Origin of the sequence: Bacillus sp. FSL R5-0712 (assembly GCF_038593285.1) — a bacterium.
Classification (GTDB): domain Bacteria; phylum Bacillota; class Bacilli; order Bacillales; family Bacillaceae; genus Bacillus; species Bacillus safensis.
In genome coordinates this window covers 2662686-2678981 of sequence record NZ_CP151981.1, presented here as the reverse complement: position 1 = coordinate 2678981, position 16296 = coordinate 2662686, and the positions used below count along the sequence as shown (strand labels likewise).

Below are 16296 nucleotides of genomic sequence, written 5' to 3'. Positions count from 1 at the left end.
ACCATGGCCGTGAATGAAAAGACATAAAAAAAGCCCCGTAAAGGAGCTTTCAGCGTGCAGACAAATTCTCAAAGGAATCTGCGTTTTACTTTTTCCCAGTAAGAGTTGTCTTTTAATTTCACCGTTTTAATGACTTTTCCTGAAAGGCCAATGTCAATTTGTTTGACGTGTTTTGTGCCGAGCGCTTCGTTATCAAGCCCGATAATTGGATGATCGTTTCCATCCTGCACTACCTTCAGCGTCAGCTTGCGGTCACTGCTCAAGATGAAAGGAGCGCCTAATGTACGGTACGAGTTGTTATTCAGCGATGCAAGCTCTGTGACTTGCATACAAGGAAGCATCGGATCAACCACGGCGCCGCTCACCGATTTATTGTAAGCCGTTGAACCAGTCGGAGTGGAAATAATCATGCCGTCGCCTCTAAATGTTTCAAAGTGGAAATCATCTATATACACATCGATCACAAATGTTTTAATAATGCTGGAGCGGATCGACAGTTCATTTAAGCAATGGAACTGGTTTGTGCTGTCAACGCTTACATCGATGATCGGATATTTTCTCACTTCAAGCTGTTCAGTGTTCATGGCATCAATCATTTTATCAAAATGCTCTAATGAGAAATCGCAGTATAAGTGCGTATTTTCTGATTTTGATACCCCTACATACAAGCAGTCATCCCGGAAGTTTGTTTTACGTACTGCTTGAAGAAATGTGCCATCCCCGCCAATTGAAGCAATAATATGGGCATCCTCTGCACGCTTGACGACGTGAAAGCCCTGATCGGTAGCGAGCTTCTCGAGAGAAGAAATGTGTCCATCCAATTCATGATCTTTTTTGTAAAAGAAAAATACATTGCGACGATTGTCTGTCATTGACGTTCTCCCCTTTGCTGTCAAAAATAATTTTCAATGATAAAGGGCTTACATGAAAACCCTTGCTCACATTTTACACTTTTTTCATATGAAAGTAAAAACTTTAGAAAGAACCGTCTGATGATCGGATTGCCTTTATGAGAAATGAGTCGATGTGAGTGATTTGAAATGGCTGAATCCTGAGCATAATTGAATAGCCGTTTTCTCATGAAAGAATGGTTTAGGTGTTTCGTTGCGGTGAAGATCTAGCCTATTAGGTGCAGGTAGAGGATAAAAAAGCCAATTTTTCGTCATGCGCATATCTACGTAGACGATGTAAAGTTGATCGTTATTTAAGAGAGGTGCTATCATATGCCTACATGAAATGTAAAAAAACCACAATTCCTGTGAAACATTTCATGTGGGCATTCGTATGAATGAAGTGAGAAAAAAAGGAGGAGAAAAAGATGAATGCGAAAAGATGGGTAGCGCTAATTATTGCACTTGGTGTTTTCGGATTTTCAATTGTGATTAGTGTCACGATGGCCTTGTTCGATAGCTTCAATGACAATAAAATGAGCTATCAATTCGGGGATGAAATAGAAGAGAAGGTACTAGAGAATGGCAGCGGTGCAGGCAAGATTGCTGTTCTTGAGATTAATGGAACCATTCAAGATAATGGCGGTGCATCGAGCCTATTAGGCGGAGAAGGTTATGATCATCGTGCATTCCTCAAGGAACTAGATAAAGCGAAAGAGGATGCTTCTGTAAAAGGTGTACTTCTGCGCGTAAACTCTCCTGGCGGCGGTGTCTATGAAAGTGCTGAAATACATAAAAAATTAGAAGAAGTGAAAAAAGCGAAGAAGCCGATTTACGTATCTATGGGTTCAATGGCAGCTTCTGGCGGCTACTACGTGTCAACTCCAGCGAAGAAAATCTTTGCTTCACCTGAAACATTAACAGGGTCGTTAGGGGTCATCATGCAAAGCTTGAATTATTCTAAGCTCGCAGATAATCTAGGTATTAAATATGAAACGATTAAGAGCGGGAAATTCAAAGATATCATGTCTCCGAACCGTGATATGACAAAAGATGAGCGCAACATCATGCAAAGCATGGTCGATAACTCTTATGAAGGATTTGTCAAAGTGATCTCTGAAGGACGCGGCATGTCAAAACAGGAAGTCAAGAAAATTGCCGACGGCCGGGTATATGACGGGACACAGGCAAAATCGAACGGATTAGTCGATGAGCTTGGGTATTATGAAGATGCATTAAAAGCGATGAAGAAAAATGAAAAAGGCTTAAAAGGAGCAACAGTGGTCAGCTATTCTCAAAGCTTTGGCTGGAACTCTCTCTTCAACATGAGTGCAAGCAAGCTCTTTAAAAGCGAAATTGATTTTCTGAATTTAAAAGAAACACTGGCTGGCTCAAATGGGTCTAAACCGATGTATCTCTATTCAAAATAAAGGAGGGATCATAGATGGATTCTACATTCGATGAAGTAAGCGAAAGCCGCAGCCAAGAGGAAGAATCGAAGCCGGCCTTTGTGAAGCGCGCTTCAATTGAAGCACAGGCGTTTGCAGGTTTTTGGATTAGATTTTGGGCATTTATTCTTGATTGGCTCGTCGTCTGGGGTGTAAACCATTTGACGGTTTCTCCAATCTTTAGTCTGTTTGGCTGGTCCAAAGGAGGGGGATGGTTTTCTCCATTTTCCGTCACAACGACGATTGTATTCCTCCTTTATTTCGCCATCATGACGAAAATCTTTCAACAAACACTTGGCAAGATGGTGTTTGGAATTAAAGTGGTCTCACTTCAGCCTGAGAAGAAGCTGGCATGGGATGTTATTTTCTTTAGAGAGATTGTGGGGCGCTACATTAATACGATCTTTATTCTCTATGCTATCGTTGGGTTCTCACCGAAAAAGCAAGGGGTTCATGATTACTTTGCCGATACGGTGGTCGTCCATGAACATTTATATGAAAAAACAGAATCAAACGTATAATCAGAGGAGTTTGGCCGGGTACCGGTCAAACTCTTTTTTGTTGATTGGGTATAAAATCCAGAATGAGAGCCATAATCGTAGGGGAAGCATCATTTGTTATGGAGGAAGTGAGCACAGTGCTTTACGTTTGGATCGCAGCGTTTTTGCTTCTTGTGATCTTGTTGATTTTCATGAAAGTAACCATTTCGCTGGACTATTCGCATACAAACGACAATGACCACATTGCACTGAAGGTCATCACCTTATATGGATTGGTCAGACTCAAAAAAGATATTCCGATGGTGAGGGTCAATCCAGAAGACCAAACGATTGATATTCGTGAAAAGAAAATGGAAAGCGCTAAAAACCCTGATCACGAAAAAGAATCGATGCATAAAAAAGTAGGAAAGCGTGATATGAAGCAAATCCTTCATCAAATGGAGCGCATCACAAAAGAAATTGTCGATTTAAACCGGATCATGCGCAAATTCTTCATTCACATAAGGGTTGTCTCATTTCACTGGTCGACATGGATCGGCTTTCATGACGCCGCTTTAACAGGTGTAGCAGCCGGCGGTGTGTGGTCAGTGAAAGGAGCACTGCTTGCCTTTATGCAGGAGCATCTCACCTTTAAGCATAAACCGGTGTATGAAGTCATTCCGGCCTTTCAGCACAATGTGTCACAAACTCAGTTTACATGTATAGCATATTTTCGTATTGGACATGCTATGCTTGCAGCCATTCGTTTACTTGTCCATTGGTTAAAAGGAAGAAAGGCGAGAAAAAGTGCCTCTCTTCAAGCAACGAAGAATGAATCATCTGTTTAAGGAGGAACCCGAAAATGGCAGATCATCCAATCCAAGGTCTCATGAAGACAGCGATGGAAAACTTAAAAGAAATGATAGATGTGAATACAATCATCGGCGATCCAGTCGAAACCCCTGACGGCAGTGTCATTCTCACTGTGTCAAAGGTTGGTTTTGGATTTGCAGCCGGCGGCAGTGAATTTAACGGGAACCAAAAGAAAGAAAAACGTTCTGATGAACAGGAACGAAAAGAGCCGAGACTCCCATTTGGCGGCGGAAGCGGCGGCGGGGTGTCGATTACACCAATCGCCTTCTTAATTGTAGGAACAAACGGAGTTCGAATGCTTCATTTGGATGAACACACACATCTGCTCGATAAAATATTGGATTCTGCTCCTCAAGCAATTGAACGTCTTCAGCACATGTTTAAGAAGGATGAGCGGGAGCACCGTCACAAAGAACGAAAACTAGATGACATAGACCTTTAAAAAGTTAGCTGCGCTGCAGTTAACTTTTTTTGCAAAAGGGACGATTAGGCTTTGCAGTTTTTTGCTTTCTCTACTATGATAGAACCATACATTTGAAAAGGGAGGAATTGTTTTGGCATCGATCACATTTAAAGGAAGTCCTGTCACGCTTGTAGGAAATGAAGTAAAAGTAGGCGAGCAGGCTCCTGATTTTACGGTATTAACGAACTCACTTGGAGAAGTTTCACTTTCTGATTTAGCAGGAAAAGTGACGATCATCTCAGTGATTCCTTCTATTGATACAGGTGTGTGTGACGCACAAACAAGACGTTTCAATGAAGAGGCAGCGGGTTTAGGTCCGGTCAATATTTATACGATTAGTGCAGACCTTCCATTTGCACAAGCACGCTGGTGCGGAGCAAACGGAATTGAAAATGTCGAAACATTATCTGATCACAGAGATATGTCATTTGGTGAAGCATTCGGAGTGTATATGAAAGAATTGCGTTTATTGGCGCGCGCAGTCTTTGTATTAGACCCTAACGGAAAAGTGGTTTACACTGAATACGTAAGTGAAGCAACGAATCACCCAAATTATGAAAAAGCCATTGAAGCTGCAAAATCACTGTTATAAAAGCAGCATCGACAAGAGCTCCGGCTTCATCCTGGGGCTCTTTTCAATGAGAACATATAGCTTTTAACAAAGCGAGGAGAGAAAAGCATTGCAGAAAGATCAAGTAAGTACTATTTTTGAACTGCTCGATACAGCTTCTATTCGATTAAAAAAGGAACAGGGCATTTCCTATATTGAAGCATTGGCAGAAGCAGGAGAAGCCTTTTTCCAAGCAAATGATCGAAACGGTTTATTAAAGGATTTAATAGAAAAAGCAGATTTTGCTTCTTATGATCATGAGCAGATTCGTAAAGCGTTTCAGCTCGCCGTATTGAAAGGTCAAAAGGATATTTCTCATCCAAATCGTCAGATGACACCAGATACGATTGGACTGTTTGTCAGCTATTTGGTGAATAAATTTTTAGACGGTCAAAAAGAGCTTGTAGTCTTTGATCCAGCAGCGGGAACAGGAAACTTACTTCTTGCTGTTTTAAATAATCTCACTGCAGAAACAAAACGCGGCTTTGCATCTGAAATTGATGATGTGCTCATTAAAATTGCTTGGGCCCAGGCGAATTTAGAGGAGAAAGAAGTTGAGCTTTTCCACCAGGACAGTCTTGAGCCGCTTCTGATCTCACCGGCAGATGTCACTGTATGCAGTCTCCCAGTGGGCTATTATCCAAATGATGAGAGTGCAGCAGACTTTGAACTAAAGGCAAAAGAAGGACATGCCTTTGCCCATTATTTATTCATTGAACAAAGCCTTCGCTACACAAAAGAAGGCGGCTTCTTATTCTTCATCATTCCAAATGATTTGTTTGAAGGAAAAGAGAGCGTACAATTAAAGGATTTCATCAAAGATCATGCGTATATGAATGCGTTAATTCAGCTGCCAGTGTCCATGTTTAAGGATAAAAAACACGCCAAAAGCTTATTTGTGATGCAAAAGAAAAAAGAAGGGCTGAAAGCACCAAAACGAATGCTGTTTGCCAATCTTCCATCTTTCTCACAGAAGGAAGCAATGGTCGGTGTGATGAGAAAATTAGACCAGTGGTTTATGGAAGAAAAAGAAACGAAAGAATAGCCAGAGTGATTTCTGGCTATTTCAGCGTGTAGACAAACCCTTGCATTCGCCCGCAGTTCTGCGCTCCGGTGCTCGCCCTTCCTAGAGCTGCAAAGGTTTTCTATCATGCTGAAAAGAAAACAAAGAGCTAAAATAAAAATCATTTTAGCTCTTTGTCAATAATCTGGATATTTTACTATTCAGAAAATAACGACTTATTGATGTAAGCGATAACAGTTTGAAGGTGCACTTGAAATGCAAAGTTTTCAATGTTTAAATGAAAAAGTCAGATATTTTTCGGACTTATCGTTAAACTATAAAAGACCCGTCAAACAGGTTGAATATAGCACCGGAAAAAACGTGAAACCTTATATAACAACTGAGTAAAAGGAGCGACAGTAATGTCCAAAATTATTGCAATCAACGCAGGAAGCTCATCTCTTAAATTCCAATTGTTCGACATGCCAGAAGAAACCGTTTTAACAAAAGGGCTTGTTGAAAGAATCGGAATGGACAACAGTATCTTCACGATTTCTGTAGATGGAGAAAAGAAAACAGAAGTGACAGATATTCCAGATCACGCAGTAGCGGTCAAAATGCTGCTTGAAAAACTAACTGAATTTCACATCATCAAAGACTTTAATGAAATTGATGGCGTAGGACACCGCGTTGTTCACGGCGGAGAGAAATTCAGCGATTCTGTTCTTTTAACTGATGAAGTGATCAATGACATTGATCAGCTTTCAGAGCTTGCACCACTTCACAACCCTGCAAACGTTGTAGGAATCAAAGCATTCAAACAAATTCTGCCGGACGTACCAGCGGTTGCTGTGTTCGATACAGCATTCCACCAAACTATGCCAGAGCAGTCTTACCTATACAGCCTTCCGTACGACTACTACAAAAACTTTGGTATTCGTAAATACGGATTCCACGGGACAAGCCACAAGTTCGTTACAGAGCGTGCAGCAGAGCTATTAGGCCGTCCGCTAGAAGAGCTTCGTCTGATTTCTTGTCACCTTGGAAATGGTGCGAGTATTGCAGCAGTTGAAGGCGGAAAATCAATCGATACATCTATGGGCTTTACACCACTTGCAGGTGTTGCAATGGGTACACGTTCTGGTAACATTGACCCTGCCCTTATTCCATTTATTATGGAAAAAACAGGACATACTGCTGAAGAAGTGCTTTCTACTTTGAATAAGAAGAGTGGTCTTTTAGGTGTGTCTGGTCTGTCAAGTGACCTTCGTGATATCGAAGAAGCAACAGAAGAAGGAAACGACCGTGCAGAAGTTGCTCTTGATATTTTTGCGAGCCGTATTCATAAATATATCGGTTCTTATGCAGCAAGAATGAATGGCGTAGATGCGATCATCTTCACAGCTGGAATCGGTGAAAACAGTTCAGAAGTAAGAGCACGTGTACTTCGTGGTCTAGAATTCATGGGCGTTTACTGGGATCCTTCTTTAAACAACATGAGAGGCGAAGAAGCATTCATCAGCTACCCGCACTCTCCTGTAAAAGTGATTGTCATCCCTACAAACGAAGAAGTAATGATTGCAAGAGACGTAATGCGTTTAGCGTAATCAAGTTTGAAAAGCTCTTTTCCAATAAGGAAAAGAGCTTTTTTCTGTTGAAAGCAGCATGCTATAATGTTGTCCAATATGAAGCAAAAGGGAGCGGTGCGAAAGATGAGCGTGACAGAACATAAACGTGAGGCGAAAGAAAGGCTTTATGTGAAAGTCATTACGGTCAGTGATACAAGAACGAAAGATACAGATAAAAGCGGCCGTCTGATGATTGATTTGCTCAAAGAACAGGGACATCTTGTTCTTGCATACGATATTGTAAAAGATGATATAGGATCGATTCAAGACGCTGTGCTGGAAGGAACAAGCGAACCGAAAATAGATGCCGTCTTGTTAAATGGCGGAACAGGGATTGCCGCAAGGGATGTGACCATTGAAGCGATCACTCCTCTTTTTTCCAAGGAACTGCCTGGCTTTGGTGAAATCTTCCGCATGCTCAGTTATACAGAAGACATAGGTTCAGCTGCTATTTTATCCAGGGCAACGGCAGGGGTCGTCAATCAAAAGGCTGTCTTTGCCACGCCGGGATCTACCGGAGCCGTTCGTTTAGCCATGACCAAACTCGTGATTCCAGAGCTTCCTCATGTCTTACGAGAGCTTGAAAAGGATCAAAAATAGCCCAAAATGACTCTGCCAAGAAAATTTGGCAGAGTTTTTTTCATAAAGGGGTTGAAAAAACAATTTTTCCTTGTTACAGTGTATACATACTAAATGCATGTTTATAAATTAAAACTTATTTTTATGCAAAAAACATTCACAGAATCAAAACAAGCGAGAGGAGCTTTTCAATCATGTCACAAAATAAAAAAGTCGTATTAGCATATTCCGGAGGTCTTGATACCTCTGTTGCAGTTAAATGGTTACAAGAGCAAGGATACGAAGTCGTTGCTTGCTGCCTGGACGTAGGTGAAGGAAAAGATTTAGCATTCGTTCAACAAAAAGCACTTCAAGTCGGAGCGGTTCAATCATACATGATTGACGCAAAAGAAGAATTTGCTGAAGAGTTTGCACTCACTGCATTACAAGCACACACAATGTATGAAGGAAAATATCCACTAGTATCTGCACTATCCCGTCCGCTTATTGCAAAAAAATTAGTGGAAGTAGCAGAAAAAGAAAATGCAGTAGCAGTTGCTCATGGATGTACTGGAAAAGGGAACGACCAAGTTCGTTTTGAAGTATCCATTAAAGCATTAAATCCAGACCTAGAAGTTCTTGCACCAGTGCGTGAATGGAAATGGTCTCGTGATGAAGAAATCGATTATGCACAAAAACACGGTATTCCAATTCCGATTAACTTAGACAGCCCATATTCAATCGACCAAAACCTTTGGGGCAGAAGTAACGAATGTGGCATTTTAGAAGATCCTTGGGCTGCGCCGCCAGAAGGTGCATACGATCTGACAAATCCACTTGAAAAAACGCCTGACACACCTGAAATCATTGAAATCACGTTTGAAAAAGGAAAACCAACAGCCATTGACGGTATCCAGTATTCATTATCTGATCTCATCCTTCATTTAAATGAAGTCGCTGGTCAGCATGGTGTTGGCAGAATCGATCACGTTGAAAACCGTCTTGTCGGCATCAAATCTCGCGAAGTGTACGAATGCCCAGGTGCAGTCACACTTCTAAAAGCGCATAAAGAGCTTGAAGACTTAACGCTAGTCAAAGAAGTCGCTCACTTTAAACCAATCGTTGAACAAAAAATGGCTGAATTAATATACAACGGCTTATGGTTCTCACCGCTTAAAGAAGCACTAGATGCATTCTTACAAGAAACACAGCAGAACGTAACAGGTGTTGTACGTGTGAAACTATTTAAAGGTCATGCCATTGTAGAAGGACGTAAATCACCATATTCACTTTATGATGAAAATCTAGCCACTTATACAAAAGCAGATGAATTCGATCATGATGCAGCTGTAGGATTTATTAATCTTTGGGGCTTACCGACAAAAGTAAACAGCATCGTGAATAAAAAGGAGCAGGTTAAAGCATGAAAAAGCTTTGGGGAGGCCGATTTCAAAAAACACCAGAAAAATGGGTCGATGAGTTTGGCGCGTCCATTCATTTCGACAAACAATTAGTCAAAGAAGATCTGACCGGCTCCCTTGCTCATGCAAGTATGCTGAATAAATGCGGTATCCTCGGCGATGAGGAGGCCGCTGCCATCAAAGACGGACTAAATACGCTCATGAAAAAGGCAGAGGCGGATGAACTGGAATTCTCAGTCGATTATGAGGACATTCATTTAAACCTTGAAAAAATGCTCATTGATGAGATTGGTCCGCTTGGCGGCAAATTGCACACAGCGAGAAGCCGGAATGATCAAGTCGCAACCGATATGCACTTGTATTTGAATAACCAAGTCGAGCATATCATTGAACTGATCTCTTCCTTTCAAACGGTGCTTGTAGAAAAGGCAGAACAGCACGTTGAAACGATTTTTCCAGGATATACGCACCTGCAGCGTGCACAGCCTATTTCGTTTGCCCATCATATGCTTGCCTATTTCTGGATGCTTGAGCGTGACAAAGCGCGCTTTCAAGATTCATTGAAGCGAATTAACGTTTCGCCGCTTGGATGCGGAGCGTTAGCAGGAACGACATTTCCGATTGATCGTGAATATACAGCAGAGCAGCTTGGCTTTGACCATATTTACGAAAACAGCCTCGATGGTGTGAGTGACCGGGATTTCATTTTAGAGTTTTTGTCTAATAGCAGTCTTGTGATGATGCACCTCTCACGTTTTTGTGAGGAAATCATTTTATGGTGCTCGCAAGAATTCAAATTCATTGAACTCGATGATACGTATGCAACAGGCAGCAGCATGATGCCGCAGAAGAAAAATCCGGATATGGCTGAATTAATCCGCGGGAAAACAGGCCGTGTGTATGGCAACCTGATGGGGCTTCTCACGATTATGAAAGGCTTGCCGCTTACGTATAACAAAGATCTGCAAGAAGATAAAGAAGGCATGTTTGATACAGTGAAAACCGTCGCTGGCAGCCTGCAAATCTTCACAGGCATGATTCAAACGATGACAGTGAACGAAGATGTCATGAAAAAGGCAACAAAAGAAGATTTCTCAAATGCGACAGAAGTGGCTGACTACCTTGCGAAAAAAGGCATGCCATTCCGTGAAGCACACGAAATCGTTGGAAAGCTTGTGTATACATGTATTCAAAAAGGCATCTATCTAAGTGATCTTTCTTTTGAAACATTCACAGAAGCAAGCGATCTTTTTGAACAAGACATTTACACTGTTCTTGATCCATATGTTGCGGTTGAAAAAAGAACAAGTGCAGGCGGAACTGGATTCAAACAAATTCAGCTCGCTTTAGAAAAAGCAAAAGCCTGCCTGGCATAACTTATCATAACCATTCGTTTATACGGATGGTTTTTTTGTCATGGAAAAAGGAGATTGATGATCATTGGAGAAATGAAAGCATACCTGCGTCAAGCAGAAGAGGGAGTGACAGCAGATCATGAAGAAAACGCTTGAGGCTTTGTTTCATCAACCACTCGTATCAGTGAAAACGTTAGGAGAACAATATGACGGACGGGCTAATGATGTGTGGCTGATCTCCTTACAAGATAAAACGGAATATGTAGTCAAATCTCCTAAAACTGCAAGAGAAGAAAGTGAATTTGTGTCTGGGATCAAGATGATCTATGAAGTAGATGACCGTACTGTACAAGAGCATATCGATCAAATCAATCAAAAGCTGTCTCATACGAATTCCTTTCATATTCCAAAAGTTGTTCGTAAAGTGAAGAAGGCAGGGAGACATTTTTATGTAATGGAAAAAGTAGAAGGAACACCTTGTACATCTTTTGAGGGACGTTCATCAGACTTTTATAAGGGTTATGGGAGGAAACTAGCACATCTTCATTCATATCGTACTGACTTTTTTGGTGCAGTCTACGGAGCTGAAAAGAAGCATTTGAGAGAATTCCATGCTGTGTTAAAAAAGGCTGTATCCAAACTCATAGGCCGCTATTACGCTGATCAGCAAGAATTTCACTGTTATGCAGAAATTGTGCTGCAAAAGATTGAAAAGCTAAAGCCCCCTGATTCAGCAAGTCTCATTTTAATTGATTTAGATCCGTCTCAATATATTGAAAAAGATGATCAAGTGACGAGTTTAGTTGATACAGAATATGTCGTATATGGACCAGCTGCGTTTGATTTTATTGCATTGGAATACCTTTTGACGAAAGAAGCTGCCCGCAATGTTCAATTGGGCTATGAAGAGATTTGCCCGCTTCCTCGTGATCTTCATGAGGTGAGAGAGTGCTATCGTTTTGTTTCTCTGCTGCTCGATATCCATGGCTCATGGGATTTGAAAATGTGGATGAATCACCCTATATTGTTTGACTCATATCGATAAAGGGTTCATAAGTGCGCCAGATGCCGGTTTATAGTAAAGTAAAGATAACAAAAGAAACACGTGAACTTGCAACCTTTGCTTTAGGAGGAGATTGTGTGCGACACGCATTAATAACAGCGGGTTCTAAAGGACTTGGCCGGAAAGTTACCGAGTCTTTACTGAATATGGGGTATTCTGTGACAGTGAATTATCGAAGTGATGATGAAGCTGTCCGGCAGATGAAAGAAGAATTACACCAGTACGAAGATAAGCTTCAATTTGTCCAAGGTGATGTGACAAAAAAAGAAGATTTGAAAAACATGGTAGAGCTGGCAGCAGAGCGATTTGGACGGATTGATGCCTTGATTAACAATGCCGGTCCTTATATTTTTGAACGAAAAAAACTGGCGGATTACTCTGAAGATGAATGGTATCAAATGATAGAAGGCAACCTATCAGCAGTATTCCATTTGTTCCGAATGGTCATCCCAACGATGAGAAAACAAGGCTTTGGCCGCATTATCACTTATGGCTTCCAAGGTGCAGACCATGCGCCAGGCTGGATGCACAGATCAGCCTTTGGAGCGGCAAAAGTGGGCCTTGCGTCATTGACGAAAACGATTGCGATTGAAGAAGCCGAAAATGGCATCACTGCTAATATGGTTTGTCCAGGCAAAATCGTTGGAGACATGAAAGAATCGACAATAGAGAAAGCCCGTCAAATCAAAGACGATGAAACGCCGATAGGCAGGTCTGGCACTGGAGAGGATATAGGGCGTATCATTTCATTTCTATGCGATGACCGTTCAGATCTCATTACAGGGACCGTCATTGAAGCAACAGGTGGTCTTAACGTGATTCACAGGCATTAAGTTTTTCAGCTTTTTATAGAGGGAATAAATGATATGAGATCAAAATTGAAAGGTGGATATACTACATGAAAGCTACATATCATGGACATTCAGTTGTACACATTGAAACAAACGGATATCATATTTGGATTGACCCATTTTTAAATGGAAATAAGCATACAGAGATCAAACCGCAAGATGTGAAAGCGGATGTCATTTTACTGACACATGGACATGGAGATCACCTTGGTGACACCATTGAAATTGCTAAAAATAATGACGCTCTCGTCGTTGCGCCAAATGAGCTTGCCGTTTATTTAAGCTGGCAAGGGGTGAAAACGCACCCGCTTCATATCGGCGGCGGACGTGAGTTTGAATTTGGTAAAGTGAAGCTCACGCAAGCGTTTCATGGTTCAGCTGTCATTGATGAAGAGGCACAGACAATTACGTATACAGGGATGCCATCAGGTATTTTATTTACCGCAGAGGGTAAAACAATTTATCATGCAGGAGACACTGCACTCTTTTCAGATATGAAACTGATCGGTGAACTGAATCATATTGAGCTCGCATTCCTTCCAATTGGTGATAACTTCACAATGGGACCGGAAGATGCAAGAATCGCAGCAGAATGGCTGCGGGCAAAACAGGTCGTTCCGATTCACTACAGCACATTCCCGCCAATTGAACAGGACCCGCATGCATTTGCAGACAGCCTGCATGGCGGCGTCGGTCATGTGTTAAACAGCGGGGAATCAATCGACATTTAATCCTCATATGAAAAAAGCTGGCACACAAATGCCGGCTTTTTTTATTTGCCTTCATCTGCCGAAAGAAAAGACAAATTGCTATTAAAAGCATCCTGCCCTTATAATGAAACATAGATGAAAACGCTGAAAACAAAAAGGGTGAACGGGATTGGCGACAAAGCATGAGCAAATTTTATCGTATATTGATTCATTAGATGTCGGAGAGAAAATTTCTGTCCGGCGCATAGCGAAAGAAATGAAAGTGAGTGAAGGTACCGCTTACAGGGCCATCAAAGATGCTGAAAATAAAGGATTCGTCAGTACCATTGAACGAGTCGGCACCATTCGAATTGAACAAAAGAAAAAAGAAAATATTGAAAAACTCACATATGCAGAAGTGGTCAATGTTATTGATGGTCAGGTCCTTGGAGGACGCGCCGGCTTACATAAAACGTTAAATAAATTTGTTATCGGAGCGATGGAGCTGGACGCAATGATGCGCTATACGGCTGCTGGCAACCTGCTCATCGTCGGAAACCGGATCAATGCCCATAGGCAGGCATTAGAGGCAGGGGCGGCTGTGCTGGTCACCGGCGGATTCTCAACAGATGACGAAATCATTCAGCTCGCAGATGAGCTGGAGCTGCCGATATTATCGACAAGCTACGATACATTTACCGTCGCGGCTCTCATTAACAGAGCCATTTATGACCAATTAATTAAAAAAGAAATTGTGCTTGTAGAAGATATTTTAACGCCGATTGAACGCACCGTGTATTTATCACCAGAGGATAAGCTTGAAAAATGGTATGAAAAGAATTATGAAACTGGCCACGGCCGTTTCCCGGTCGCAGATGATCAAATGAAGATTCACGGAATCCTCACCTCAAAGGATATTGCGGGGCATGACCGCTCCACACCGATTGAAAAAGTGATGACGAAAAATCCGCTGACGGTCATTGGCAAGACATCTGTCGCCTCTGCTGCACAAATGATGGTGTGGGAAGGCATTGAGGTGCTGCCAGTTGTGGATGATCATGCGAAGCTGATCGGTATGATCAGCCGTCAGGATGTGCTCAAGGCGCTCCAAATGATTCAAAAGCAGCCGCAGGTCGGAGAAAAGCTGGATGATGTTGTCTCAAGAGGGTTTAAAGAAGCCGATACAGAGAAACCAAAAGCGGATGCGGTTTATCAATACGAGGTTACCCCGCAAATGACGAACCAGCTTGGAAACATTTCATATGGAGTGTTCACACAAATTTTAATCGAATCTGCCAACCGCTTCTTAAAATCTCATAAAAAGGGCGAACTGATCGTCGAGAGTCTCTCTGTCTATTTCTTAAAGCCGGTCCAAATGGAATCCACCATCCAGATTAAGCCGAATATTTTAGAAGTAGGACGCAAGTTTGGAAAGCTGGAAGTGGAGGTTTATCACCAATCGAATATCGTAGGCAAAGCGATGCTGATGGTGCAGCTGATGGAAAGAGGATAATGATAAAAAGGGCGAACTCATGTCGCCCCTTTCCTTATTACGCGTGATCTTTTTCGCCTTCCTTTAAAAAGAGCGGAAGATAATGCTTGTAGGCTTTATACCCAGCCCATGTACTGCCGATACCAACAGCAACAAAAATAAATCCGATGACAAATGCGAGTGACGAGCGGTTTAAAAATAATTGATTCACACCGAAGAGCAGGACAAAGCAGCCAAGGGCCATACTGGATTTCGCCGACCAGAATTTTTTCTCGACTGGCCGGTTCGTACGGACATTTTTTGCTTTGTAGTATAAATAAAACATGGCAGAACAAATAATAAACACAATCAAAACAAGCATGTGCCAAGCCTCCATTGTAAGTGGTTACAACCCTATTTTAAACGTAAATAGGCTTGCTTACTAGAATAAATTGTCTATTCCTCACTTTTCCGTCACGATAGATTATGATTTAATAATAAAAAGAGTATCGCATGAGAAGGAGTTTTTATGAAAAAAGAACTGATTAGAACCATATCATTATATGACACCATCATCATCCATAGACATGTAAGACCAGATCCTGATGCGTATGGATCGCAGTGCGGCCTTACGGAAATCTTGCGTGCCACCTATCCAGAAAAAAATATTTATGCGACAGGAACGCCTGAGCCATCCCTTTCATTTTTATATGAACTCGATGAGGTACCAGATGACGTGTATAAAGGGGCCCTTGTCATTGTCTGTGATACGGCCAATCAAGCAAGAATCGATGATCAGCGCTATTTAATGGGCGATAAGCTGATGAAAATCGACCATCACCCGAATGAAGATCCTTATGGTGATTTGCTTTGGGTGGATACAGAGGCAAGCTCTGTGAGCGAGATGATTTATGAATTGTACTTAGAGGGGAAAGAAGAAGGATATCAGCTGAATACAAAGGCAGCTGAATTGATCTATGCCGGCATTGTAGGAGACACAGGCCGCTTCCTTTTCCCAAACACAACGAAAAAGACACTCAAATATGCAGGGGAGCTTATCGAATATCCATTTTCATCTTCAGATCTTTTCAATCAATTGTATGAGACAGATTTGAATGTCGTGAAATTAAATGGCTATATTTTTCAACATATTTCTTTGTCAGAGAACGGGGTTGCATCTGTTTTCATTAAGCGTGAAATTTTGGAATCGTTCCAAACAACAGCGCAGCAGGCCTCACAGCTTGTTGGGACACTAGGGAATATTGCAGGCATTAAGGCATGGGTCTTTTTTGTGGAAGAAAACGATCAGATTCGTGTGAGATTCCGCTCTAAAGGCGTCGTCATTAACACCATTGCGAAAAAATATCATGGAGGCGGCCACCCGCTTGCAGCCGGTGCGTCCATTTATGATTGGGCAGTAGCAGATGAGATTTTGCGTGATTTAGAGGAAGTATGTAAATCATCATCATAAGAGAGGAGGGATATGAAGTCCCT

At 41.8% G+C, this 16296-nt stretch carries 17 protein-coding genes; 15 read left to right on the top strand and 2 right to left on the bottom strand.

The window, feature by feature from the left end; translation table 11 throughout:
• Positions 1-68: 68 nt before the first annotated feature.
• Positions 69-872, bottom strand: a complete 804-nt coding sequence (locus tag NSU11_RS13680) for an NAD kinase (RefSeq protein WP_024424814.1) — start codon at positions 870-872, stop codon at positions 69-71.
• Positions 873-1318: 446 nt separating this feature from the next.
• On the opposite strand from NSU11_RS13680, the gene sppA reads away from it, so the two are divergent.
• From sppA to NSU11_RS13610, 14 genes are all read left to right on the top strand, one after another.
• Positions 1319-2320, top strand: a complete 1002-nt coding sequence (gene sppA, locus NSU11_RS13675; RefSeq protein ID WP_024424813.1) for a signal peptide peptidase SppA — start codon at positions 1319-1321, stop codon at positions 2318-2320.
• Positions 2321-2334: 14 nt separating this feature from the next.
• Positions 2335-2859 (top strand): RDD family protein, encoded by a 525-nt coding sequence (locus NSU11_RS13670; RefSeq protein ID WP_024424812.1) that lies wholly within the window; start codon positions 2335-2337, stop codon positions 2857-2859.
• A 98-nt stretch (positions 2860-2957) separates the two neighbouring features.
• The gene (locus NSU11_RS13665) at positions 2958-3665 is read left to right on the top strand and encodes a DUF2953 domain-containing protein (protein WP_073206972.1); all 708 of its coding nucleotides are present in this window, start codon (positions 2958-2960) and stop codon (positions 3663-3665) included.
• Between the two features lie 14 nt (positions 3666-3679).
• Positions 3680-4132 carry a GerW family sporulation protein gene (gene ytfJ / locus NSU11_RS13660; protein WP_007501733.1) on the top strand — a complete coding sequence of 151 codons (453 nt, stop codon included), beginning with the start codon at positions 3680-3682 and terminating at the stop codon, positions 4130-4132.
• A gap of 112 nt (positions 4133-4244) precedes the next feature.
• The gene (tpx, locus tag NSU11_RS13655) at positions 4245-4745 is read left to right on the top strand and encodes a thiol peroxidase (protein WP_024424810.1); all 501 of its coding nucleotides are present in this window, start codon (positions 4245-4247) and stop codon (positions 4743-4745) included.
• A gap of 88 nt (positions 4746-4833) precedes the next feature.
• A complete protein-coding gene (locus NSU11_RS13650; RefSeq protein ID WP_342493631.1) occupies positions 4834-5808 on the top strand; it encodes a class I SAM-dependent methyltransferase in 975 nt (324 codons plus the stop codon).
• Between the two features lie 380 nt (positions 5809-6188).
• On the top strand, positions 6189-7373 hold the full coding sequence (locus NSU11_RS13645) for an acetate kinase (RefSeq protein ID WP_024424808.1): 1185 nt from the start codon (positions 6189-6191) through the stop codon (positions 7371-7373).
• A 105-nt stretch (positions 7374-7478) separates the two neighbouring features.
• Entirely contained in the window at positions 7479-7994 is a 516-nt protein-coding gene (locus NSU11_RS13640; protein ID WP_024426150.1) for a MogA/MoaB family molybdenum cofactor biosynthesis protein, read from the top strand.
• Positions 7995-8167: 173 nt separating this feature from the next.
• Entirely contained in the window at positions 8168-9379 is a 1212-nt protein-coding gene (locus NSU11_RS13635) for an argininosuccinate synthase (RefSeq protein WP_024424806.1), read from the top strand.
• Complete coding sequence (argH, locus tag NSU11_RS13630) at positions 9376-10749, top strand: argininosuccinate lyase (protein WP_342493630.1); 1374 nt, start codon at positions 9376-9378, stop codon at positions 10747-10749. The genes NSU11_RS13635 and argH overlap by 4 nt, the downstream gene beginning before the upstream one ends.
• Positions 10750-10867: 118 nt before the next feature.
• Positions 10868-11773, top strand: coding sequence for an aminoglycoside phosphotransferase family protein (locus NSU11_RS13625; protein ID WP_342493629.1), 906 nt, complete (start codon positions 10868-10870; stop codon positions 11771-11773).
• A gap of 95 nt (positions 11774-11868) precedes the next feature.
• On the top strand, positions 11869-12624 hold the full coding sequence (locus NSU11_RS13620) for an SDR family oxidoreductase (RefSeq protein WP_034624202.1): 756 nt from the start codon (positions 11869-11871) through the stop codon (positions 12622-12624).
• 65 nt (positions 12625-12689) lie between these two features.
• Positions 12690-13373, top strand: a complete 684-nt coding sequence (locus NSU11_RS13615) for a metal-dependent hydrolase (RefSeq protein WP_024426146.1) — start codon at positions 12690-12692, stop codon at positions 13371-13373.
• Between the two features lie 148 nt (positions 13374-13521).
• The gene (locus NSU11_RS13610) at positions 13522-14844 is read left to right on the top strand and encodes a CBS domain-containing protein (RefSeq protein ID WP_024424801.1); all 1323 of its coding nucleotides are present in this window, start codon (positions 13522-13524) and stop codon (positions 14842-14844) included.
• Between the two features lie 37 nt (positions 14845-14881).
• Here NSU11_RS13610 and NSU11_RS13605 read toward each other — a convergent pair whose 3' ends face one another.
• On the bottom strand, positions 14882-15184 hold the full coding sequence (locus NSU11_RS13605; protein WP_003216665.1) for a YtpI family protein: 303 nt from the start codon (positions 15182-15184) through the stop codon (positions 14882-14884).
• A 147-nt stretch (positions 15185-15331) separates the two neighbouring features.
• On the opposite strand from NSU11_RS13605, the gene NSU11_RS13600 reads away from it, so the two are divergent.
• Positions 15332-16273 (top strand): bifunctional oligoribonuclease/PAP phosphatase NrnA, encoded by a 942-nt coding sequence (locus tag NSU11_RS13600; protein ID WP_024424800.1) that lies wholly within the window; start codon positions 15332-15334, stop codon positions 16271-16273.
• The last annotated feature ends 23 nt before the right edge of the window (positions 16274-16296 follow it).

Coding starts and splice junctions, on each gene's coding strand:
- NSU11_RS13605 (WP_003216665.1), bottom strand. CDS start 15,184: ATGCTTGTTTTGATTGTGTTTATTATTTGTTCTGCCATGTTTTATTTA.
- NSU11_RS13615 (WP_024426146.1), top strand. CDS start 12,690: ATGAAAGCTACATATCATGGACATTCAGTTGTACACATTGAAACAAAC.
- NSU11_RS13600 (WP_024424800.1), top strand. CDS start 15,332: ATGAAAAAAGAACTGATTAGAACCATATCATTATATGACACCATCATC.
- ytfJ (WP_007501733.1), top strand. CDS start 3,680: ATGGCAGATCATCCAATCCAAGGTCTCATGAAGACAGCGATGGAAAAC.
- NSU11_RS13645 (WP_024424808.1), top strand. CDS start 6,189: ATGTCCAAAATTATTGCAATCAACGCAGGAAGCTCATCTCTTAAATTC.
- NSU11_RS13635 (WP_024424806.1), top strand. CDS start 8,168: ATGTCACAAAATAAAAAAGTCGTATTAGCATATTCCGGAGGTCTTGAT.
- NSU11_RS13665 (WP_073206972.1), top strand. CDS start 2,958: ATGGAGGAAGTGAGCACAGTGCTTTACGTTTGGATCGCAGCGTTTTTG.
- sppA (WP_024424813.1), top strand. CDS start 1,319: ATGAATGCGAAAAGATGGGTAGCGCTAATTATTGCACTTGGTGTTTTC.
- NSU11_RS13640 (WP_024426150.1), top strand. CDS start 7,479: ATGAGCGTGACAGAACATAAACGTGAGGCGAAAGAAAGGCTTTATGTG.
- argH (WP_342493630.1), top strand. CDS start 9,376: ATGAAAAAGCTTTGGGGAGGCCGATTTCAAAAAACACCAGAAAAATGG.
- NSU11_RS13680 (WP_024424814.1), bottom strand. CDS start 872: ATGACAGACAATCGTCGCAATGTATTTTTCTTTTACAAAAAAGATCAT.
- NSU11_RS13670 (WP_024424812.1), top strand. CDS start 2,335: ATGGATTCTACATTCGATGAAGTAAGCGAAAGCCGCAGCCAAGAGGAA.
- NSU11_RS13625 (WP_342493629.1), top strand. CDS start 10,868: ATGAAGAAAACGCTTGAGGCTTTGTTTCATCAACCACTCGTATCAGTG.